This window comes from Consotaella salsifontis (assembly GCF_900167365.1).
Taxonomy (GTDB): Bacteria; Pseudomonadota; Alphaproteobacteria; order Rhizobiales; family Rhizobiaceae; genus Consotaella; species Consotaella salsifontis.
Genome location: NZ_FUXL01000015.1, coordinates 19,119 through 38,102 on the forward strand (window position 1 = coordinate 19,119; position 18,984 = coordinate 38,102).

An 18,984-nucleotide genomic window follows, 5' to 3' on the forward strand; every position below is an offset into this window, starting at 1 on the left:
CAGCATCATCGAAACGACCTCATGAACGGCCGAAGGATGATGCGATGCCAAAAGAGATAAGGACGGGCGAGCGCAAGGCGAGCCCGCCCCTTAGTCGCCACCACCGTCACCCGGTGCGGAAAGTTCGTCAATTGGAGATGACGAACCTGTGGGTCGTCACGAAGGAATCCCCCTCGCGGCCGACAGCCTCCACCGTCGCATCCCAAAGACCGGGTCCGAGGTTCGTTTCGGCGGTCAGCCGACCGTCAGTGTCCAACGCGGCGTTGAGAACATGATCGTCGGTGTCTGTCGTCGGGCGCGTCATCACGATGCGCGCCTTATCCGCCGGCGGATTGCCCTGAGGGTCCCTGAGGTCGACCGTGACGCGCCGCTCGTGAACGTCAAATTTTGCCGTCCAGCCAAGCGCCTGCTGGCGGCGCGCCGCCGCCAGCTTCTCGTTGAAAAGCTGGCTCTCGACATAGGAATTCTCGACGACGAGGCCTGACCACGTTCCCGTCGCGATGAACGCCATGGTGAAGTTCACCGCGATGACCACGCCGAAAAACAGCACCATGATCACCGCCATATGGGTGCCGGTGAATTCACGCGTCTTGGTCATCGGGCAACATCCTCAGGGGCTTCGAACACGGCGTCGATCGTGGTTCGTTCACCGCCATTCACATCGGAGATCACGAAGGTGAATTCATGGCGCGGCTCGGCAAGCGCCTCCGTCGGCGCGATCACCAGGACACGCTGCGTCAGCACCCGGTCCGGCTCGGCCCGAAGCACCACCGAACGGTCATCCCGCATCACCACGCCCGGCAGCTCGAGCGTCGCGCCCGTGAGGCCGCTGATCGAGACGGAAAAGTCTCGCGGCACCGTGACCATGTTCGAGATCTTGAGCGTATAGCCGTTGCGGATGGAGCCGTCGGACAGACGCACGTAAAGCGGATTGCGATCGTGGGCGACCGCCGCTCCGAGCCGGTCACGCGTTGCCAGCGAGGCCACCATGAGCAACCCAATGAGCAGCCAAATGCCGAGATAGATCAGCGTCCTCAGCCGCACCATCTCGCGCCAGCGGAAATGCACGAATCCGTCGCGCAGCTTGCCCGTGGCGTCGCGCACCTTGCTCGGCACGATGTGGCCTTCGGCGTCCTTCGCCCGCGCCATGTTGGCATTGTAGTCCGAAAGCGTCGCATAGGAGATCAGTCCGCGATCGCGCCCGACGCGTTCCATCACGCCATTGCAGGCGTCGATGCACAGCGCGCAGGTGATGCACTCCAGCTGCTGGCCCTGGCGAATGTCGATGCCCATGGGGCACACGGCCACGCACGCCTTGCAGTCGACGCAGTCGCCGACCGGGAGCCCCTGCGCGATCGCCTTCTTTTGGTGGCGTGAACGCGGCTCGCCGCGCCAATCGTTATAGGTGACGACCAGCGAGTTCTCGTCGAGCATCGCCGCCTGAATGCGCGGCCACGGGCACATGTAGGTGCACACCTGCTCGCGCATCAGACCGCCGAAGATGTAGGTCGTGGCGGTGAGGATGCCGATCGTGCTGTAGGCGACGGACGGCGCGTCGAAGTGGACGAGTTGGCCCAGAAGCGTCGGCGCGTCGGCGAAATAGAAGATCCAGGCGCCGCCGGTCAGGATGGCGATCACCAGCCATGTCGAATGCTTGGCAACGCGCTTCCAGATCTTGCTGAGGGTCCACGGCGCCTTGTCGAGCGCCATGCGCTGGTTGCGATCGCCCTCGAAGAAGCGCTCGACCACCAGGAACAGATCGACCCAGACAGTCTGCGGACAGGTATAACCGCACCACACGCGACCGGCCACCGATGTGATCAGGAAGAGCCCGAGCCCCGCCATGATGAGCAGGCCGGCGACGTAGTAGAATTCCTGCGGCCAGATTTCGATAAAGAAGAAATAGAAGCGCCGGTTGGCGAGATCGACCAACACCGCCTGATCGGGTGCGAAGCTGCCGCGATCCCACCGAAGCCACGGCGTCAGATAGTAGATCGACAGCGTGACCGCCATGATGATCCACTTGAGCCGGCGGAAACTGCCGTAGGCCCGCTTGGGGAAAATCTTCTTGCGGGCGGCGTAGAGAGAGGGGCGCTTCTTCTTCAGGCCGCTGTTCACGGCCTCGACGTTGAAGTTTTCCACCTCGTTCTGGATCAGCATGGACATCCTCCGTCTGGAGCTGCGGAGATGGTCAGTTCAGACGTTTTATGAAACTCAGGTAATATACGTAGAAGGACGCAGTTCGCTCGTAAAAGGTCCTGTCCGGCGGCATTTGGCACCGCCGGACAGCGGGTCACGAATTGGCGAGCACCTATTGGGCGGACGCCTGTTCGACGGTGGCGCCGCCGAGCGAGTACACATAAGCGGCGAGTTCCTTGACGGTCGTCTCGCCGAGTCGGGGCAGCCACGCTGGCATCACGCCGTGACGCGGCCCTGTGACCTGGGCAATGATGTCGGACTGCTTGCCGCCATAAAGCCAGATGCCGTCGCTAAGGTTCGGCGCGCCCAGCTCGTGCATCCCCTGCCCGTTCTCGCCGTGGCAAGCGGTGCAGTTGTCGGCGAAGACCTGCTGTCCGGCCGTGGCATCGCCGGACGAAGCCTTCTGGCCGGAGAGGCTTAGCACATAGGCCGAGACGTTCTCGATCTGCTCCGCGTCGAGAATGCCGTCACGCCCGAAGGCCGGCATCTCCGAAAAGCGGGTTTCGTCGCTACCGCTGCGAACGCCGTAGGAGATGGTCTGGACGATGTCGTCGATCGTCCCGCCCCAGAGCCAGTCGTCGTCCTGCAGGTTCGGGTAGCCGGGACCGCCCGTCGCGCCGGCGCCATGGCACTGGACGCAGTTGACGGCGAAAGCCGAGCGGCCCGCCGCGCTGGCGAAGCGGAAGAGATCGGCGTTCTGCACTACCTCGGCAGGCGTGGCCGCCGCGATCTGATCGCGGAACTGCGCCTGTTCCTGCGTGGCTTCGGCGACCTCTGCCTTGAGCGCGTCGCGGCTATTCCAGCCGAGCACGCCCGAGGTCGCCGAGTGAACCAGCGGAATCGCCGGATAAAGGACCACATAGACGATCGAGAAGAGAATCGTCCCGTAGAACGTCCACAGCCACCAGCGCGGCAGCGGCGTGTTGAGCTCCTTGATCCCGTCCCAGGAGTGGCCGGTGGTCTCAGTGCCCGTCGCCGCATCGACCTCCCTGCCGTGGGCGTCTTCGACTGGGTCATTCACCATCGACGTGATCCTCCTTGAAGGGAATGGCGGCGGCATTCCTGGCATTCGCGGATGCGCGCGGATTTAACAGAACGAAGCCGATCGCCACCGCGAAGAAGACGAACATGAAGGCCAGCCCCCAAGAGTCGGCGAACTGGCGCAGCATCGTGTAGGTCGCGTTGTCCATCAGCGCTGCTCCCCAGGCGCCGGATTATAGGCGGCGACGTCGACCAGCGTGCCCAGCATCTGCAGATAGGCCACCAGCGCGTCCATCTCCGTGATGCGGGAAGGATCGCCGTCGAAGTCGCGCGCCGTCACCTTGGGATAGCGCTGCTCCAACCCCGCCGTGTCGGCATCCGGCGTCGCCTGAGCCGAGAGGTCCGCCTTGGCGTTCTCGACGTCCTCGTCCGTATAAGGCACGCCGACGCGCTGGTTCGCGACGAGATGGGCGGCGATGTTCGGAACCTCAAGCGGCGTGTTGGCGAGAAACGCATAGGTGGGCATGATCGATTCCGGCACCACCGAGCGCGGGTCCTTGAGATGGGCCACGTGCCACTCGTCGCTATAGCGTCCGCCGACGCGGGCGAGGTCCGGCCCCGACCGCTTCGAGCCCCACTGGAAGGGGTGGTCGTACATCGACTCCGCCGCCAGCGAATAATGCCCGTAGCGCTCCACCTCGTCGCGGAACGGACGGATCATCTGGCTGTGGCAGTTGTAGCAGCCTTCGCGGATGTAGATGTTGCGACCGGCCAACTCGAGCGGCGTGTAGGGGCGCATGCCCTCCACCTTCTCGATGGTGTTCTCCAGGTAGAACAGCGGCACGATCTCGACGATGCCGCCGATGGTGACCACCAGGAACGACAGGACGAGGAGCAGCGTCGCGCTGCGCTCGATCTTGTCGTGATGGCGGATCAGTCCGCGGGCGACGGGGTCCGCCTTCACCTCAGGCGATTCCCCTTCCAGCGTATTCCCTTTGTCCTTGGCCATGATGCTCTTCCTACTCGGCCGGCTGCAGGGCGGCTTCGCCCATGGGGATTTCGGTCCGCTCGACGCCGCGGATCGTCTGGATGATGTTGTAGGCCATGATCACGCTGCCGCTGAGGTACATGACGCCGCCGAGGAGACGCATGATGTAGTAGGGATGCATGGCCGCGACCGTCTCAGCGAAGGAGTAGACCAGGAAGCCCTGATCGTCGTACTCGCGCCACATCAGACCCTGCATGATGCCCGAAACCCACATCGACGCCGCGTAGATGACGATGCCGATGGTGGCGAGCCAGAAGTGCCAGTTGACCAGACGCAGGCTATAGAGCCGGTGACGCTCCCAAAGCCGCGGGACGAGGTAATAGACGGCGCCGAAGGTGATCATGCCGACCCAGCCGAGCGCACCGGAATGGACGTGTCCGATGGTCCAGTCGGTGTAGTGCGACAGCGAGTTCACCGCCTTCACCGACATCATCGGGCCTTCGAAGGTCGACATGCCGTAGAAGGCGACGGCGATCACCATCATGCGGATGATCGGATCGGTGCGCAGCTTGTCCCAGGCGCCCGACAGCGTCATCAGACCGTTGATCATGCCCCCCCAGGACGGCATCCACAGCATCACCGAGAAGACCATGCCCAGCGTCTGCGCCCAGTCGGGCAGAGCCGTATAGTGAAGGTGATGCGGGCCTGCCCAGATGTAGAGGAAGATCAGCGACCAGAAGTGGATGATCGACAGGCGATAGGAATAGACCGGCCGGTTGGCCTGCTTGGGAATGAAGTAGTACATCATTCCCAGGAAGCCGGCGGTGAGGAAGAAGCCGACCGCGTTGTGGCCGTACCACCACTGCGTCAGCGCGTCCTGCACACCGGAGAAAGCCGAATAGCTCTTCGCGCCAAGGAAGCTCACCGGCATCGACAGGTTGTTAACGACGTGGAGCATGGCGATGGTGACGATGAAGGAGAGGTAGAACCAGTTCGCCACATAGATGTGCGGCTCGCGCCGCTTCACGATCGTGCCCAGGTAGACGACGAGATAGGCGACCCAGACGACGGTCAGCCACAGATCGACATACCATTCCGGCTCGGCATATTCACGCCCCTCGGTGATGCCGAGGACATAGCCGGTCGCGGCCAGCACGATGAAGAGCTGGTACCCCCAGAACACGAACCAGGCGAGATTGCCGCCGAAGAGGCGGGCCCGACAGGTGCGCTGAACGACGTAGAACGAGGTCGCCAAAAGGCCGTTGCCGCCAAAGGCGAAAATCACCGCCGAGGTATGGAGAGGCCGCAGGCGCCCAAAGTTGAGGTAGGGCTCGAGATTGAGAACCGGCCAGGCGAGCTGTGAAGCGATCAGCACGCCAACGGTGAAACCGACGACGCCCCAGAACACCGTTGCGATCACGCCGGCGCGCACTACATTGTCGAGATAGGCGCCCGTATCCCGCGCGCCGAAGATTGAAAACTTGGAACCTTCGGACGGCACGGTCTCCACCCGCCGAAGAAAGACGACCGTGGTGATCGCCAACACCAAGAACAGCACATAGGCGTGCGCCCTGAACGCATCGTCCGCCGCGAATGCCGCGCCCAACAGGGCCAGGAAGGCGGCGATCGCGACGACGATGGTCTCCGTCGCAAATTTCATTGGCAGGATCCTCTCCCAGAACGAGCGAACTCTGATTGTCTAGAATAACTCCAATCAGAGCCTTCTGCGATAATTGACCGCACTGTCGGTCACATTGATGTTAATCAAGGCGGGGCTTCGCCGCGTGATTCTCATTGCGGATTTGAACAACGACAAGCTGTACGGCTACGGAAACCGAGCGTCCAGCCCCGCGCGGGCGACGGTGTCGCAAGTCTGGCGCATCTGGGAGATTGGCTGGACGCCGTGGCGTCTGGGTAACGGGATGGGCCGATACGCCCATGCCGTGCATTTGATGCGCAGATGCAGGCGCCGCGCGCAGCGCGGCACCTCGTCCGAAAGAGCCTGTGAGATCTGATCCTCATCACGCGTGATCGCGGAGCCGTGAGGACCTTCGCTGGATCGGTCAACCAGCATGAAGACAGAGCTGCAACCGCCCTGTCCGCGCGCCGCCGGCGCTAGCGGACCAGCAGGACGGGCACCTTGCAGGTGCGCACCATCTCCGTGGTCGTGCTTCCGATGAAGAAATTGCGGATTCGGCCGTGACCGAACGCTCCCATCACCAGAAGATCAATGGCCTCCGCCTCGATCCGACCTGAAATGACCTTCTCCGGCTCCCCCGGCAGTGTCAGCGATTGAACCGAGTAGCCGGCCTTCTTCAGCTTACCGACCGCCTCCTCCATCCGCATCTTGTCTCCGCTGCCACCCGATCCCGCCATCACGACGTCGATCGCCACGCCCTTCAAGAGGGATTTGTCGACCAGGAAATCCACGGCCTTCATCACGGCGGGGCCGCCATCGAAGGCGATGAGAGCGCGTCGGACCGGCCGAAATGCCCGCGACGTCACGAGGACAGGCTTGGCGCTACCGCGCACCACCCGCTCGAGATTGGAGCCGAGATGGGCCTTGGCGAAGTCGGCGCCCTCTCCCCGCTTGCCGATCATCACGAGATCGGTGAATTCCTCGGTCTCGTTGACGGTATCAGCGACGTCGCCGTGGCGGAGACGGATGGTGATATTGCCCTTCACTCCGGCGCCCTGCAGACGCGCTTTTGCTTCTTCGAGAAGAAGACGGCCGCGCTTCTGCGCGAGCTTGTCGCTCTGCTCGTCCAGCTTGGCCTGCTCCAGGTCCAGAGCCTTGTGCTGATCACCATCCGGGCTGGGCGCGAGGTTGACGGACGCGCCCGTCGCCTCGCCATGACCCAGGACATGAAACAGAAGAACATCCGCGGAAAGGGCGGTGGCAGCCCATGCGGCGTGATCACAGACGCTCTTCGAGTACTCCGACCCGTCGATGCATACCAGGATCTTGGTCATCTTCGACTCCCGTCAATCAACCAAGCCCACGAAGAAGCCAGTCTGCGAGTGTGGGCTACCTGATGGCACGATTATCCCATGAAGCTGCTTTCAAGCTTGTTTCCATGGTAGGCGATATTTAGGAAAAGGTCGTGCGAGATTTTCCTAATATTCTCGTTGGCTCGATATTCAGGAAAGCTTTCTATCGGCAGAACACGCGTTGTTGCCACAAGCGAGCGCCACGTCGATTTGGCCCCAGCACGGCTGCCTGCCCGCTCCGATCATGCAAAAAAGTCGGGCTTCCGGCTGCTCCTGCCATTGCACTTGCCGGCGGGTTCCCACACATCGAGCAGCAGATGCCGTGCGGGCGGTCGGCGGTTGGTCTCGGGTATTCATGTCAAACTGGCGCATCTTCAAGTGGACGGGGCTGTTCACACTCCTGGGCCTCGGCCTCGCCACCTGGCTCGGCTGGTCCACGACCCATTCAGGACACGGCATGCTGGCGGTCCTGTTCATCTGCGCGGTTCTTGCGGTGCTCGAGGTTTCCCTCTCCTTCGACAACGCCATCATCAACGCGAAGATTCTTGAGCGGATGTCGCCCGTCTGGCAGCGGCGCTTTTTGACCTGGGGCATCTTCATCGCCGTTTTCGGCATGCGGATGATCTTTCCGCTTATGATCGTCGCCCTCGCCGCCGGCATCAGCCCTCTCAGCGCCTTTAACATGGCGATCCGCCATCCGTCGGAATACGCGCACATCATGGAAGGGTCGCGCCTGTTGATCGATGGCTTCGGCGGCAGCTTCCTGATGATGGTCGGCCTCCAGTACTTCTTCGATGCGAAGAAGGAAGTGCATTGGATCGGCCTGCTGGAGAAGCGACTGGCCCGGTGGTCCTCGCTCAAGGGCATCGAAGTCGGATTGCTGGTCGCCTTCATCCTCCTCTTTGCCCATCTCCTGCGCCCGGCGCAGTCTCTGACCTTCATGAGCGCGGCATTGATGGGGCTGCTGACGTTCCTCGCGATGGAGGTCCTCGGCCAGGTTCTGGATGCCTCTCGTCCGCAGATCGACGCGGCCAAGCGGGGCGGCATCGGAACATTTCTTTATCTCGAGATGCTCGACGCCAGCTTTTCCTTCGACGGCGTGATAGGCGCATTTGCGCTGTCCACGAACCTGTTCGTCATCGCCATCGGCCTCTCGATCGGAGCGCTCTATGTCCGCTCCATGACGATTCTTCTCGTCGAGCGTCAGACGCTGGGCGAATACCGCTTTCTCGAACACGGCGCCTTTTACGCCATCCTTCTCCTCGCGATCATCATGTTCGCCCAAACCATCGTCGAGATTCCAGAAGTGGCAACCGGCCTCGTCGGCGCGGGGCTCGTGATCCTCTCGCTGCGCTCGTCCGTTCGCTACAACGCGATCTGCCACCCCAAGCAATAGGTGAGACAGCCCCGCCTCCATTGCTGATCATGGAGTTTATTGCTCTGCGCGCGACGTGAGCCTTCCCACCCTGTCTCGGAGCAGATCGTCAAGCTGACTTTCTACAAGCGGAACCGCATCTTAAAGTTTGGCGCTCATAATCGAGACGATGAGGTGCTCGCTGCCGCGTCGCGATCGTGCTTGCCGTTTGGCCGCACCAAAGACCCGTGGATCTGTTGGAGGCAGGCGTTTTGCTTCTCCTTCGTCCGATCCCTCGAAGTGCGATGAAAGACATGATCCGATATTGCGGTTGGTTGGCTGAATAATTGCGTAGGAAAGAGAAACGTCCGCTGATGTCCATCCGCCTCAAGCTCATGATCAGCGGCCTTGCCCTCACGCTGGTGGCAGTGGCGCTCGGTGGATTCGCACATGTCCTCAATGGGCGGATCGCATCCAGCGCGTTCCTCACCTATGACGAGACGATCAACGCCGTGCGCGAACTCAATGAAGCGCAGACGCTGCTTCGGCAAGTCGTCTCCTCTCGCACCCAGGCGAAGCGCGAGAACGTCCCTGTCGACCGGCAGGCAGCGCTTATCCAACTCACGTCGGAATTCGGCGAGATCTCGCAGCACCTGCGCCTCGCCGCCGCCAACGCCACCTCAACGGCAGCCGCCGAGCAGACCCGCCGCATCGATGAATGGCTCAACCGGCTGCTCAAGGGGCGCGCCGCGCTGGGCAGCCCCGAGCTGTATCAAGAGCTGTCGGCGATCGACCAGGAAATGACCGGTGCTCTGACGACCCTCACGGCCGGCGGCGCCCAAATGCGCAAACGCGTCGAGGAGGAAACGAGCTCACTGACGAGCCGCGTCCAGATCGGCATCGCCATCGCGGTGCTCATCGGCCTCGGCATCACGGTCGCCCTCCTGCGCTCGATCGTCCCCCCGCTCAGGAGCGCAGTGGATCTGGCTTCGGCGATCGCCAGCGGCAATCTTCAGACGAACGTCGAGCACCACGGGAGCGGGGAAACAGGCGAGCTCCTGCGCACGCTGGACACGATGCAGAAGAAGATCGCGGCGGACTTCGGCCGCATCGAAACCTTCCTCGCCGAGCAGGAGACAAACTACTCCTGCCAACTCTCGATTCAGAACGCGCGCTTCGACGCGGCGCTGAACAACATGACCCAGGGCCTGTGCATGTTCGACACAGCCGGACGACTGGTTATCGTCAACCGCCGCTTTGCCCAGATGTTCGGCATGCCGCAGCTCGGCGTTCCCCTGGCGCAGGTGGGCTTTACCGCCGATCTTCGCCTCCTGCTGGAGCCCAACGGCAAGCAGGTCTTCTCTCATGAGCTGACGGACGGCCGCATCATCGAGGTTTCCAGGCAGGAGATGGAAAGCGGCGGCTGGGTCGCAACCCTCGAGGACATTACCGAGCGACGCCAGGCCGAGAACCGCCTCGCCCACATGGCCCGCCACGACGTGTTGACGGGTCTGCCCAATCGTCTTCTCTATCGGGAGTATCTGGAACAGGTCCTCGGCACGATCGAGGACCGGCAAAAGATCGCCGTTCTCAGCTTTGACCTCGACCGGTTCAAGGCGGTGAACGACACCATGGGCCATCCCGCCGGCGACGAGCTGCTGCTTCAGGTCACTCAGCGCATCAAGAGCTGCATCCGCAGAACCGACATGCTGGCGCGCATTGGCGGCGATGAATTCGCGGTCATTCAACGCGCCCGCCGCCAGCCCGACGTGGCACGGCAGCTCGCGGAGCGGTTGATCGCGGCTTTCGAGGACCCCTTCGTCATCGATCGGCACGAGGTCTCGATTGGCCTCAGCATCGGCATCTGCGGCGCGCGCGGCATCACGCATCCCGATCCGTCGCGTGCCGCGGATCTCTTGTCGAAAAACTGCGATGTCGCGCTTTATCAGGCCAAGCGCGAAGGCGGTAACACATCCCGCTTCTTCGAGGCCGAGCTCGACGAAAAGGTGCAGGAGCGCCGGCGCATGGAACTCGACCTGCGCAACGCGCTGCATCGTGGCGAATTCGAGCTGTTCTACCAGCCGTTCATCGACACCAGCGCCGGCGCCATCGCGGGCTTCGAGGCTCTCCTGCGCTGGCGGCATCCTCAGCGGGGCTTTGTCTCTCCGGCCGAATTCGTGCCGATTGCCGAGGAAGTGGGCCTGATCGACAGCATCGGCGCCTGGGTCCTGGAAACCGCGGCGACCCATGCCGCGGGCTGGCCCAGCGATCTCAAGGTGGCCGTCAACCTCTCCCCGCTGCAGTTCCGTAAGCGCACCCTGGTGGACGATGTCGCGGCGGCTCTGGAGCGCGCCGGACTGCCGCCGGAAAGACTGGAACTCGAAGTCACAGAGTCGCTGTTCCTCATGGATACGCCGGCTGTTCGCTCCGCGCTGGAAGGATTCCGGGCGCTCGGCATTCAAATTTCGATGGATGATTTTGGGACCGGCTATTCCTCCTTGAGTTATCTGCGGCGCTTCCCGATGGACAAGATCAAGATCGATCAGTCCTTCGTGCGGGATCTGGAAGACCCCGGCAACCTCGCCATCGTTCGGGCCGTCATGGGATTGAGCCACGCGCTCAACATGACCGTGCTGGCGGAGGGAGTTGAGACCGCCGAACAGCTCGAGATGCTGAGGCAGGAGGGCTGCACAGCCGTTCAGGGCTACTATTTCAGCCCGCCCCGCCCTGTCTCGGAACTTCCGACCGTGCTGTTCGAGATTGCCGCGCGTCTGGAGGAGACAAATGCGGCGAGAGGGGAGATGGAGGCCCGCGAGCGAGCCTGAGGGCATTGGGCGTCTAACCTCGTCTCGCATTGCCTCGGATGATATCGCGGTTGGCCAACCGTCTCCTCTTGCCGTGCCAGGGATGCCGTTGAATATTCCGAACGAAGCTTTCTTTGATCGACCGGCGGCATCCGTCGCGCAAGACCTCGTCGGTATGCTCCTGCTCTTTGATGGCGTCGGTGGACGGATCGTCGAGACCGAGGCCTATGACGAGAACGATCCGGCCTCCCACTCCTTCGTCGGCCGAACCGCGCGCAACGCGTCCATGTTCGGCCCTCCCGGCCGAGCCTACGTCTATCGCTCCTATGGAATCCATTGGTGTCTGAATGCGGTGTGCGAACCGGACGGAACCGGCGCCGCTGTCCTCATTCGCGCCATCGAGCCACTGTTCGGGCTGGATGTGATGGAGCGCCGGCGCGGCGTCGCCGATCCGCGAAAGCTATGCTCCGGCCCCGGCCGCCTTTGCCAGGCTCTCGCAATCGACCGTAGTCACGACGGCATCTCGCTTGTCCTGCCCCCCTTCTCCTTGACCGGAGACGCGACAGATCATGATATCGTCATAGGGCAGCGAATTGGCATCACGCGCGGCGCCGATACGGCGTGGCGCTTCGGCATTGCCGGTTCGCGCTTTCTCAGCCGCCCGTTCAAGAAGCGGTGAGCGGTCAGGCGTAAGCGCGCTGGCTGGAAGGGGTTGCCCGGGAAGCGCCGACAGTTCGCGGGCCTGGAATGGTGGAGGAGAACCGTGATGATCCGGCAGCACACGAAGCCTGCCAAACAGGCTACGGTCACCGAAACGGAAGCGGCGGACACTGTCTGCCGGAAATGCGGAGGAACCGGCGAGGTGGACGGGCATGTTTGCCCGCAATGCAAGGGCACGGGCCGGATAGCCGAACTCGTCAATCCCGCGTGAGGTTGGCTTTCTTGGCCGGGGTCACATGACCAGCGCCAGAACAGCGCGATCAAAATTCGGCGGTTGATTTTTCATCGGGCGACACGAGATGTGGCGCAGGCTTGGCGGGATGGGCACCCCATCTCGCAGAGTTATGGTTCGCCCCTCGCGTCGGGGTAGGCACTGAGTGCGGAGACCTTTTATTGGCGAAGACCTGGGCCAACGCCCCCTCCCCCTGCATCGATGTCTGCAAATACAAGCGCAAGGGGCGCTGCATCGGCTGCGGCATGACCAAGGACGAGAAGAAGGCTTTCGGCCTTCTCAGGGAAAAGGACGCCAAGAAGGCGTTCTTCCGCGTGCTACTGGATCGCCTAGCGGAACAGGGTGGAGCGGCGTTCTGGGCCACGGCCTATCGTCGCAAATGCGAGAAAAAGGGCCTGCCCTGCCCTCTCGACAAGCTGGACCTCTCCGAAGACGCGGAAGAGCCTGCCGCCTGATGCTCGGCGACCGTCAATACCGTTACCTTGGCGCGGCCAGCACGCGCGCCCCTTCGCATGAACGCAAAAAGGCCCGGCCTATTTGGCCGGGCCAGCGATCAATCGATCGGATTATCGCTCGGCGCGCTATCGCCGGCCAAGCAATGCGCGATCAGAGATGAGAGCGCAGCATCCACGCGAACTTGTCATGCGCCTGGATGCGGCCCGTCGCCATATCGTTGGTGCCCCAGTCGCCATGCTTGTCCGAGACTTCGGCAAGGGCGGTGAAGGTGGCCGACAACGTCTCCTGATCGGCGAGCAGCATCTCGATCATCTCGCGATCGCTGGCGTGACCATCATGCTCCTTGATGGCGCTGCGATCTAGGAACTTCGAGTAGCGGCCCTCGGCGTGAGCGTCCAACGCCTTGATGCGCTCCGCCACCTCGTCCTGAGCCTCGAAATGATCCTCATAGATCTTCTGGAACAACGCATGCAGCGGCCCAAAAGCCATGCCCGTCACGTTCCAATGGAAGTTCTGCGCCTTCGTCGTCGCGACCGCGACATCGGCCAAAGCCTGGCTGAGCCCCTCGACGAGTTCCTCTTTCGCGGTCGGATCAATCTTCGCTGCTATCAGTGCCATCGACTCTCTCCTATCTCGCTTGGCCATGGCCAGCGTGGCACAGGCTCTTTTGGAATAATTCCAAACTAGAGCCAAAGCCTCCCAGCTTCAAGGGCGCCCGCGCGCGAACGTTCCGCTAAACATCAAGCCCCTTCACGAGTCCGGCAGACAGAAAGCGCATCCACCGCCGGCCTTCCGACCTTACGCGCCACGCGATGAGGACTCCAGCGCCAGTCGCATCGTCCCGCCGCCATGCCGCAATCAGCCGCAGCAGCCAGCACTCGTCGTCTGAAACGGCTTCCGCGCCCGGACGATAAAAGGAAAGCCCGCGAGGAGCGTGATCTTCCAGGCCACGGAAAAAAGCGACGGCATAGCGCTCCAGCGAAGCCGTGGGCTCGCCCGCGAGGAGAAAGCAGGCCCGCTCCAGGTCAGGACGTGGCGCGAGACGGCTCTTCATCACCATCCAGCGCAACCGGTTCAGCTCGTCACGCTCTCTCGGGTTGAGATCGAACCCGGAGCGACACTCGCAGGCACCGCCCGCCTTATGACAGGGAAAGGCAAGAACCTTGCCCTCGCCCTGCCAGGAGTCCGCCTGCCGCGCCAGCAAACCCATCACAACCATCCTCGCATCGGAATTCGATAAACTGGATAATTGCAGTCAATATTCCTGTCAATCGTCCGGGCCATGACGCAGATCAAACCGGCGCGCCCGCTCGATACCGCCGCCGCAGCGCCGAGCGGGATCACGACGGGAAAAACGCGGGCACCTCGAAACTCGCGCAAGGCTAATTTAGGCGGCTGTCCCGAACTTGGTCAGCCAGGAGCCATACCATTTCGGCCATTCGGCCGAAGGAGAGCCAGGCTTGCCCATACCAAAGCCATGTCCGCCGCTCGGCAGGCTATGCAACTCGACTGGCACGCCGACGCGCTGACATGCCTGCTGCATCAGCACGCAATTTTGAACGCTGCAGATGGGATCGTCCGCCGTCTGCACGAGAAAGACAGGAGGGCAGTCTTTTTCAACGTGGCTGTCTATGGACCATTCGGCGCTCTTTGCCGGATCGGGCTTCTTGCCGACGAAGATGCTGTAGGTCGACGTCGTGTCATAGGGCAGGCGAAGAGTGATCACCGGATAGATCAGGGCTGCCGTCGCTGGCCGCGCCGAAAGATAATCCGCCTTATCGATGGGATCATAGGTCGGCTCGTCAGCCCGCGTCGCCACCAGTCCCGCGAGATGCCCGCCTGCCGAGAACCCGAGGACACCGATGCGGTTGGTGTCGATCCCGTAGGCCGCAGCATTGGCGCGAATGAGCCGAACCGCCCGCTGCGCGTCCTGAAGCGGCGCGAAGCCGCCCGCGCTCCATCCCTCGCCCGGCAACCGGTAGTGCAGCACGAAGGCGGTAATGCCCTTCGCCGCCAGCCACCGCGCCGCGGGCATGGCCTCGTTGTCCATGGAGATTTCGCGATATCCGCCGCCGCCCAAAACCAGCATCGCCGCACCATTGGGGTGCGCCGGCCGGATCACTTCCATCGCCGGCGAAGAGATGTTGCTCACCGCGCCGTTGATCAACCGCTCCGACTTGTCGATCGGACCGCCGCCGCCCGGCGCATCGCCAGGCCACATCGCGATGACATCGTTCTTTTCCACAGCGTCGCCCGCCCATGCCGGCCGCGTGAAAGCCGCCGCGGCAGCAGCCACAAGAAAGGATCTGCGAGATAGCACGTCGTGTCCCCTCCGTGCTCCAGCCAATATTCACCCACCGCCGATGACGCGCCTCCCCCGTGATCGACGTTAGACGAGCATCGATGAAAAGATTCCGAGCTCACGCCAGGAAGACGGAGAACCGTCGACCAGGATCGCAGAGCACGCATCCAACGCCCTGTTTTTAAAGCATAAAGATGGTTAAAAATCTGCGACTTTTCCGCATCATCCCGGCGACAAGATGCGGAGCGCACGCCAAGCGACCACAGCGCGAGGCGACGAAACTGTCGCGTCACGGAAAATGATGTCATGGGAGGGCGATCGTCCGCTACCGCGATTTCAGCCGCACCGCCGGGGCCGTCGCCGACCTGCGATACTGCCTGGAAGCCCCGCTTCTCTCTGGCGAGCCCCGTCGGTTCCGGCCGCGACCTGCGTCTGGCCGCTTTCGGCCGCTCTTAGCTGGCAGCCGCCAGAGCTCCCGGCACGGTAGTACCGCCACCGGGCGCCTCCGGACCGTCCAGTCCGAGGCGGGCGCGGATCGAACCCCGCTCCGCGACGAGGCTCTGGATGGTGAAGCCGCCAAGGGCGTTCAGGAACGCGTCGAGCGCCGCCTTGAGCGCGGCATTGAGCGAGCAGCTATTGATGAGCGGGCAATCCACCGCGCCCGTCTCGAAGCATTCGGCGAGCGCGAAGCTCTCCTCGGTCGCCTGAACCACTTCCTTCAAGGTGATTTCGTCGGCCGGCCTTCCCAGCCGGATGCCGCCATTGCGCCCGCGCACAGTCTCCACGAAGCCGGCTTCCACCAGCGGCTGGAGGATCTTGAACAGGAAGAGTTCAGAGACGGCATAAGCGCTGGCGATCTCGCCGACGCGGCTGAGCCGACCCTCGGTGTTCGCCGCGCAGTACATCAAAATACGGATCGCGTAGTTCGTCTGGCGTGTCAGACGCATCACGAGCCTCCATCAAGCGAAGTCGCTGACGGGCGCTATGGCTTAAAGCCTCTCCGTCGCTCACCTCGGAGACCCGCCCTACGATCAGGCCGCCTGGAGCAATTCGTGGCCGCCCGTTTCCTGAGCGATAGAAACCACAAATTTAGAAAGACTCCAAGAACTTTCGCCACCGCAGGGGGTGGAAATGCGAAAAGTCCTGGTTATTCCGCCGCTTCCGGAAGCACGACGGGTCCGCTCTCCAGCACCTGCAAGTCGCCGGGAGCAAAGTGAACCGTCGCGTTTGCGCCGCGCGGCGGAGGCGGCGAAGCGGGATTGTTGAAGGTGTCGAACAACAGCGTGCTGCCGCCGATCCGCAGGCGGATTCGCACCACCGAGCCGAGGAAGCTCACGTCCTCGATCGTGCCGTTCAGGCGGTTGGTCGCCTCCGGCCGAGGCGACAGAGAAACGGATTCAGGCCGCAGCGCCAGGGTAAACTGTTCGGCAGACGGACTGGCGGCCAAGCCCGGCACCGCCACCGTCTGGCCGTCGATGGCCGCGACCCCCTCGCCCACCGCGACACCATCCAAGGCGTTGAGCGTACCCACAAAGGACGCAACGAAGCGCGAGCGCGGATGATTGTAGATTTCGAAGGGCGTGCCGATCTGTTCGGCGCATCCGGCATTCATCACCACGATGCGGTCCGACATGGAGAGCGCTTCCTCCTGATCGTGAGTGACGAAGATGGTCGTGATGCCCAACTCGCGCTGGAGGGACCTTATTTCCTCCCGCAGGGAAACGCGGATCTTGGCATCCAGCGCCGACAGCGGTTCGTCGAGCAGGAGCACCCGTGGGCTCGGCGCAAGAGCGCGGGCGAGCGCCACGCGCTGCTGCTGGCCGCCGGAGAGCTGGTAAGGATAGCGATGGGCGAGGTCCGGCAGCTTGATGAGCTCCAGAAGCTCCATCACCCGCCGCGCGATCTCGGCCTTGCCCTGCCCCGCGACCTTGAGTCCGAAGGCCACGTTGTCGAACACCGAGAGGTTGGGAAACAGGGCGTAGGCCTGGAACACCATGCCGATATGCCGCTTGTTCGGCGGCAGCCGCGTCACGTCCTCGCCACCGATCCTGACCCGTCCCGTCGTTGCGCTTTCGAAGCCCGCGATGATGCGCAGCATCGTCGTCTTGCCGCAGCCGGAGGGGCCGAGGAGCGAGATGAACTCGCCCTTGGCAATGGTCAGGTTGAAATCCTTTAGAACTGCGTTCGGTCCGAAGCTCTTGCCGACGCCCTCGATCTCGACGAAGCTCATGGCTCTGCTCCCTGGAAAATCCTAGCGCCGTTGCCGCGCTTTGTGCGCCGGTCGCGCCCCGAGTGACTGCATGAGAACCATGCAAGCCCACGTCACGGCAAAGGCGATCATCGCCAGCGCCGAAGGCTCATAGGCACGGTTGGTACCGATCAGCGCAAGATAGGGCCCGAAGGCCGGGCGGTTGAGAAGGCTCGCTAGCACGAACTCGCCGATGACGATGGCAAATGTCAGAAACGCACCGGATAGAACGGCGGCACGGACATTGGGAAGGATCACCGTGGCGAGAATCCGCCCCCGGCTGGCGCCGAGGCTCTCGCCCGCCTCCGTCAAGGTGCGGATGTCGATGGCGCCCATACCCGTGTCCACAGCCCGGTACATGTAGGGCAGCGACAAGGTGACGTAGCCGAGGACGAGCAGAACGTTCGTCCCTCCCGCCGTCGCGGTCAGCGGCACCAGCGAGGACGAATTGTACATCCTGATATAGCCGAAGACGAGAACGATGGGCGGAATCACCAGCGGCAGCAGCGTGATGAACTCGACCACGGAGCGCAGGCGCGGGAAGCGCAGCCGCACCCAGTAGGCCGTTGGCACCACCAACAACGCGCCGAGCAAGATGGCCGCGACGGCAGCCACCACCGAGAAGGTGAAGGTATGGCGGAACTCGGGGTCGGCGAAGACAACCCTGTAGGCCTCGAAGCTCCACACGCCGCGAATCATCGACAGCGAAAACTCGAAGGTCGCCATCAGCGGCAGGAGAAAATAGGCCGCCGCGACGAGAATGACGATCGTCGGACCGAGACGCGATCCCTTCATCGCTGCCATCTCTCGGCGCGCATGCGCAGCACGATATAGAGAAGGTTGGAGCAGCCGGTGATGAGGATCATCCCGAAGGCCAGCGCATAGCCGAGGTTCGGGTTGTAGAGAACATCACCGCGAATCTGCGCGTAAAGAAGGATCGGCACGATATTGAGCGAGGAACCGGTCAGCGCATAGGCCGTCGCAACCGCGCCGAAGGCATTGGCGAATAGCAGCAGGAAGCAGCCCAGTAGCGAAGGCAGGAGCACCGGCAGCGCCACATTGGTCCAGTATTGTCGCTTCGTCGCCCCGAGGATCAGCGCCGCCTCGCGCCATTCGCGCTTCAGCCCGTCGAGCGCCGGCACGATGATGAGCACCATCAGCGGGATCTGGAAATACATGTACGTGACGGTGAGCCCCCAGAAGGAGACGACGTTGAAGCCCATCCGGTAGATGTTGATGCCGAACGTATCCCTGAGGAAGAGTGTCACCAGGCCCAGGCGCCCCAACGTGGCCAGAAAGGCGAAGGCGAGCGGGATGCCGGCAAAGTTCGAGGCGACGCCCGAAAAGGTCACGATGGTCGGCCGTATCCAGCCCGGCAGGCCGCCATGCACGATGGCATAGGCGAGAAAAAAGCCGATCACGGCGCCAAGGCCCGCCGAAGCCACGGAAACCTCGATCGAGATGCGGTAGGCGGCGACGATGTCGGGCGAGAAGAGGCCGGCGAGATTGTCCAGTGTGAACGCGCCGGTGGCATCCTGAAACGCGCCGACCACGAGATAGGCCGTCGGCGCGATCAGAAAGAGAATGGCGAAGGCGAAAAACGGCACGGTGCCGAGCCAGCCCCACGATAGCCGTGCCCCCTGCCATCGCGCCGGACCGCGCACGGTCACGGCAGCCCCGGCGTCGTCGGCGGCGCTCACTGGGCGCCT

19 protein-coding genes are annotated in these 18,984 nt (G+C 62.9%); 5 read left to right on the forward strand and 14 right to left on the reverse strand.

Annotated elements, in window-relative coordinates:
• Positions 1-127: 127 nt before the first annotated feature.
• The 6 genes from B5D38_RS17515 to ccoN all read right to left on the reverse strand — a co-directional run bounded on the left by B5D38_RS17515 (position 128) and on the right by ccoN (position 5,828).
• Positions 128-598, reverse strand: coding sequence for a FixH family protein (locus tag B5D38_RS17515; protein WP_078709740.1), 471 nt, complete (start codon positions 596-598; stop codon positions 128-130).
• Positions 595-2,154 (reverse strand): cytochrome c oxidase accessory protein CcoG, encoded by a 1,560-nt coding sequence (ccoG, locus tag B5D38_RS17520; RefSeq protein ID WP_078709805.1) that lies wholly within the window; start codon positions 2,152-2,154, stop codon positions 595-597. Before ccoG ends, B5D38_RS17515 begins: the two co-directional genes overlap by 4 nt.
• A gap of 157 nt (positions 2,155-2,311) precedes the next feature.
• Positions 2,312-3,223 (reverse strand): cytochrome-c oxidase, cbb3-type subunit III, encoded by a 912-nt coding sequence (gene ccoP / locus B5D38_RS17525; RefSeq protein ID WP_078709741.1) that lies wholly within the window; start codon positions 3,221-3,223, stop codon positions 2,312-2,314.
• Complete coding sequence (locus B5D38_RS17530; RefSeq protein WP_078709742.1) at positions 3,213-3,389, reverse strand: cbb3-type cytochrome c oxidase subunit 3; 177 nt, start codon at positions 3,387-3,389, stop codon at positions 3,213-3,215. Before B5D38_RS17530 ends, ccoP begins: the two co-directional genes overlap by 11 nt.
• Positions 3,389-4,189: a cytochrome-c oxidase, cbb3-type subunit II gene (gene ccoO, locus B5D38_RS17535; RefSeq protein ID WP_078709743.1), complete on the reverse strand. Its 801-nt coding sequence runs from the start codon at positions 4,187-4,189 to the stop codon at positions 3,389-3,391. Before ccoO ends, B5D38_RS17530 begins: the two co-directional genes overlap by 1 nt.
• Before the next feature lie 10 nt (positions 4,190-4,199).
• The gene (ccoN, locus tag B5D38_RS17540; RefSeq protein ID WP_078709744.1) at positions 4,200-5,828 is read right to left on the reverse strand and encodes a cytochrome-c oxidase, cbb3-type subunit I; all 1,629 of its coding nucleotides are present in this window, start codon (positions 5,826-5,828) and stop codon (positions 4,200-4,202) included.
• A 73-nt stretch (positions 5,829-5,901) separates the two neighbouring features.
• Here ccoN and B5D38_RS22095 point away from each other — a divergent pair, with 73 nt between their 5' ends.
• Positions 5,902-6,183, forward strand: a complete 282-nt coding sequence (locus B5D38_RS22095; RefSeq protein WP_131829959.1) for a hypothetical protein — start codon at positions 5,902-5,904, stop codon at positions 6,181-6,183.
• 100 nt (positions 6,184-6,283) lie between these two features.
• Here B5D38_RS22095 and B5D38_RS17545 read toward each other — a convergent pair whose 3' ends face one another.
• The gene (locus tag B5D38_RS17545; protein ID WP_078709745.1) at positions 6,284-7,141 is read right to left on the reverse strand and encodes a universal stress protein; all 858 of its coding nucleotides are present in this window, start codon (positions 7,139-7,141) and stop codon (positions 6,284-6,286) included.
• A 373-nt stretch (positions 7,142-7,514) separates the two neighbouring features.
• Between B5D38_RS17545 and B5D38_RS17550 the strand changes: the two genes are divergently transcribed.
• The 4 genes from B5D38_RS17550 (at position 7,515) to B5D38_RS17565 (ending at position 12,724) form a co-directional block, all read left to right on the forward strand.
• Positions 7,515-8,555 carry a DUF475 domain-containing protein gene (locus tag B5D38_RS17550; protein ID WP_078709746.1) on the forward strand — a complete coding sequence of 347 codons (1,041 nt, stop codon included), beginning with the start codon at positions 7,515-7,517 and terminating at the stop codon, positions 8,553-8,555.
• 332 nt (positions 8,556-8,887) lie between these two features.
• The gene (locus B5D38_RS17555) at positions 8,888-11,338 is read left to right on the forward strand and encodes an EAL domain-containing protein (RefSeq protein ID WP_078709747.1); all 2,451 of its coding nucleotides are present in this window, start codon (positions 8,888-8,890) and stop codon (positions 11,336-11,338) included.
• 82 nt (positions 11,339-11,420) lie between these two features.
• Positions 11,421-11,996 (forward strand): DNA-3-methyladenine glycosylase, encoded by a 576-nt coding sequence (locus tag B5D38_RS17560; protein ID WP_078709748.1) that lies wholly within the window; start codon positions 11,421-11,423, stop codon positions 11,994-11,996.
• 434 nt (positions 11,997-12,430) lie between these two features.
• Positions 12,431-12,724 (forward strand): DUF1289 domain-containing protein, encoded by a 294-nt coding sequence (locus B5D38_RS17565; protein ID WP_078709749.1) that lies wholly within the window; start codon positions 12,431-12,433, stop codon positions 12,722-12,724.
• Positions 12,725-12,875: 151 nt separating this feature from the next.
• Here B5D38_RS17565 and B5D38_RS17570 read toward each other — a convergent pair whose 3' ends face one another.
• The 7 genes from B5D38_RS17570 to B5D38_RS17600 all read right to left on the reverse strand — a co-directional run bounded on the left by B5D38_RS17570 (position 12,876) and on the right by B5D38_RS17600 (position 18,945).
• Positions 12,876-13,343 (reverse strand): Dps family protein, encoded by a 468-nt coding sequence (locus B5D38_RS17570; RefSeq protein ID WP_078709750.1) that lies wholly within the window; start codon positions 13,341-13,343, stop codon positions 12,876-12,878.
• 115 nt (positions 13,344-13,458) lie between these two features.
• Positions 13,459-13,935 carry a hypothetical protein gene (locus B5D38_RS17575; protein WP_078709751.1) on the reverse strand — a complete coding sequence of 159 codons (477 nt, stop codon included), beginning with the start codon at positions 13,933-13,935 and terminating at the stop codon, positions 13,459-13,461.
• Positions 13,936-14,112: 177 nt separating this feature from the next.
• Complete coding sequence (locus tag B5D38_RS17580) at positions 14,113-15,045, reverse strand: alpha/beta hydrolase (protein ID WP_078709752.1); 933 nt, start codon at positions 15,043-15,045, stop codon at positions 14,113-14,115.
• 434 nt (positions 15,046-15,479) lie between these two features.
• On the reverse strand, positions 15,480-15,974 hold the full coding sequence (rirA, locus tag B5D38_RS17585; RefSeq protein ID WP_078709753.1) for an iron-responsive transcriptional regulator RirA: 495 nt from the start codon (positions 15,972-15,974) through the stop codon (positions 15,480-15,482).
• 200 nt (positions 15,975-16,174) lie between these two features.
• Entirely contained in the window at positions 16,175-17,257 is a 1,083-nt protein-coding gene (locus B5D38_RS17590) for an ABC transporter ATP-binding protein (RefSeq protein ID WP_078709754.1), read from the reverse strand.
• A gap of 21 nt (positions 17,258-17,278) precedes the next feature.
• Positions 17,279-18,070: an ABC transporter permease gene (locus B5D38_RS17595; RefSeq protein WP_078709755.1), complete on the reverse strand. Its 792-nt coding sequence runs from the start codon at positions 18,068-18,070 to the stop codon at positions 17,279-17,281.
• Positions 18,067-18,945, reverse strand: a complete 879-nt coding sequence (locus B5D38_RS17600; protein ID WP_116002819.1) for an ABC transporter permease — start codon at positions 18,943-18,945, stop codon at positions 18,067-18,069. The genes B5D38_RS17595 and B5D38_RS17600 overlap by 4 nt, the downstream gene beginning before the upstream one ends.
• Between the last annotated feature and the right edge of the window lie 39 nt (positions 18,946-18,984).

Excerpts from the sequence above, each read along its gene's own strand:
- B5D38_RS17590 (WP_078709754.1), bottom strand. The coding sequence starts at position 17,257 with ATGAGCTTCGTCGAGATCGAGGGCGTCGGCAAGAGCTTCGGACCGAAC.
- B5D38_RS17515 (WP_078709740.1), bottom strand. The coding sequence starts at position 598 with ATGACCAAGACGCGTGAATTCACCGGCACCCATATGGCGGTGATCATG.
- B5D38_RS17575 (WP_078709751.1), bottom strand. The coding sequence starts at position 13,935 with ATGGGTTTGCTGGCGCGGCAGGCGGACTCCTGGCAGGGCGAGGGCAAG.
- B5D38_RS17545 (WP_078709745.1), bottom strand. The coding sequence starts at position 7,141 with ATGACCAAGATCCTGGTATGCATCGACGGGTCGGAGTACTCGAAGAGC.
- B5D38_RS17550 (WP_078709746.1), top strand. The coding sequence starts at position 7,515 with ATGTCAAACTGGCGCATCTTCAAGTGGACGGGGCTGTTCACACTCCTG.
- B5D38_RS17595 (WP_078709755.1), bottom strand. The coding sequence starts at position 18,070 with ATGAAGGGATCGCGTCTCGGTCCGACGATCGTCATTCTCGTCGCGGCG.
- B5D38_RS17570 (WP_078709750.1), bottom strand. The coding sequence starts at position 13,343 with ATGGCACTGATAGCAGCGAAGATTGATCCGACCGCGAAAGAGGAACTC.
- ccoN (WP_078709744.1), bottom strand. The coding sequence starts at position 5,828 with ATGAAATTTGCGACGGAGACCATCGTCGTCGCGATCGCCGCCTTCCTG.
- B5D38_RS17530 (WP_078709742.1), bottom strand. The coding sequence starts at position 3,389 with ATGGACAACGCGACCTACACGATGCTGCGCCAGTTCGCCGACTCTTGG.
- B5D38_RS17560 (WP_078709748.1), top strand. The coding sequence starts at position 11,421 with ATGCCGTTGAATATTCCGAACGAAGCTTTCTTTGATCGACCGGCGGCA.
- ccoO (WP_078709743.1), bottom strand. The coding sequence starts at position 4,189 with ATGGCCAAGGACAAAGGGAATACGCTGGAAGGGGAATCGCCTGAGGTG.
- ccoP (WP_078709741.1), bottom strand. The coding sequence starts at position 3,223 with ATGGTGAATGACCCAGTCGAAGACGCCCACGGCAGGGAGGTCGATGCG.
- B5D38_RS17555 (WP_078709747.1), top strand. The coding sequence starts at position 8,888 with ATGTCCATCCGCCTCAAGCTCATGATCAGCGGCCTTGCCCTCACGCTG.
- rirA (WP_078709753.1), bottom strand. The coding sequence starts at position 15,974 with ATGCGTCTGACACGCCAGACGAACTACGCGATCCGTATTTTGATGTAC.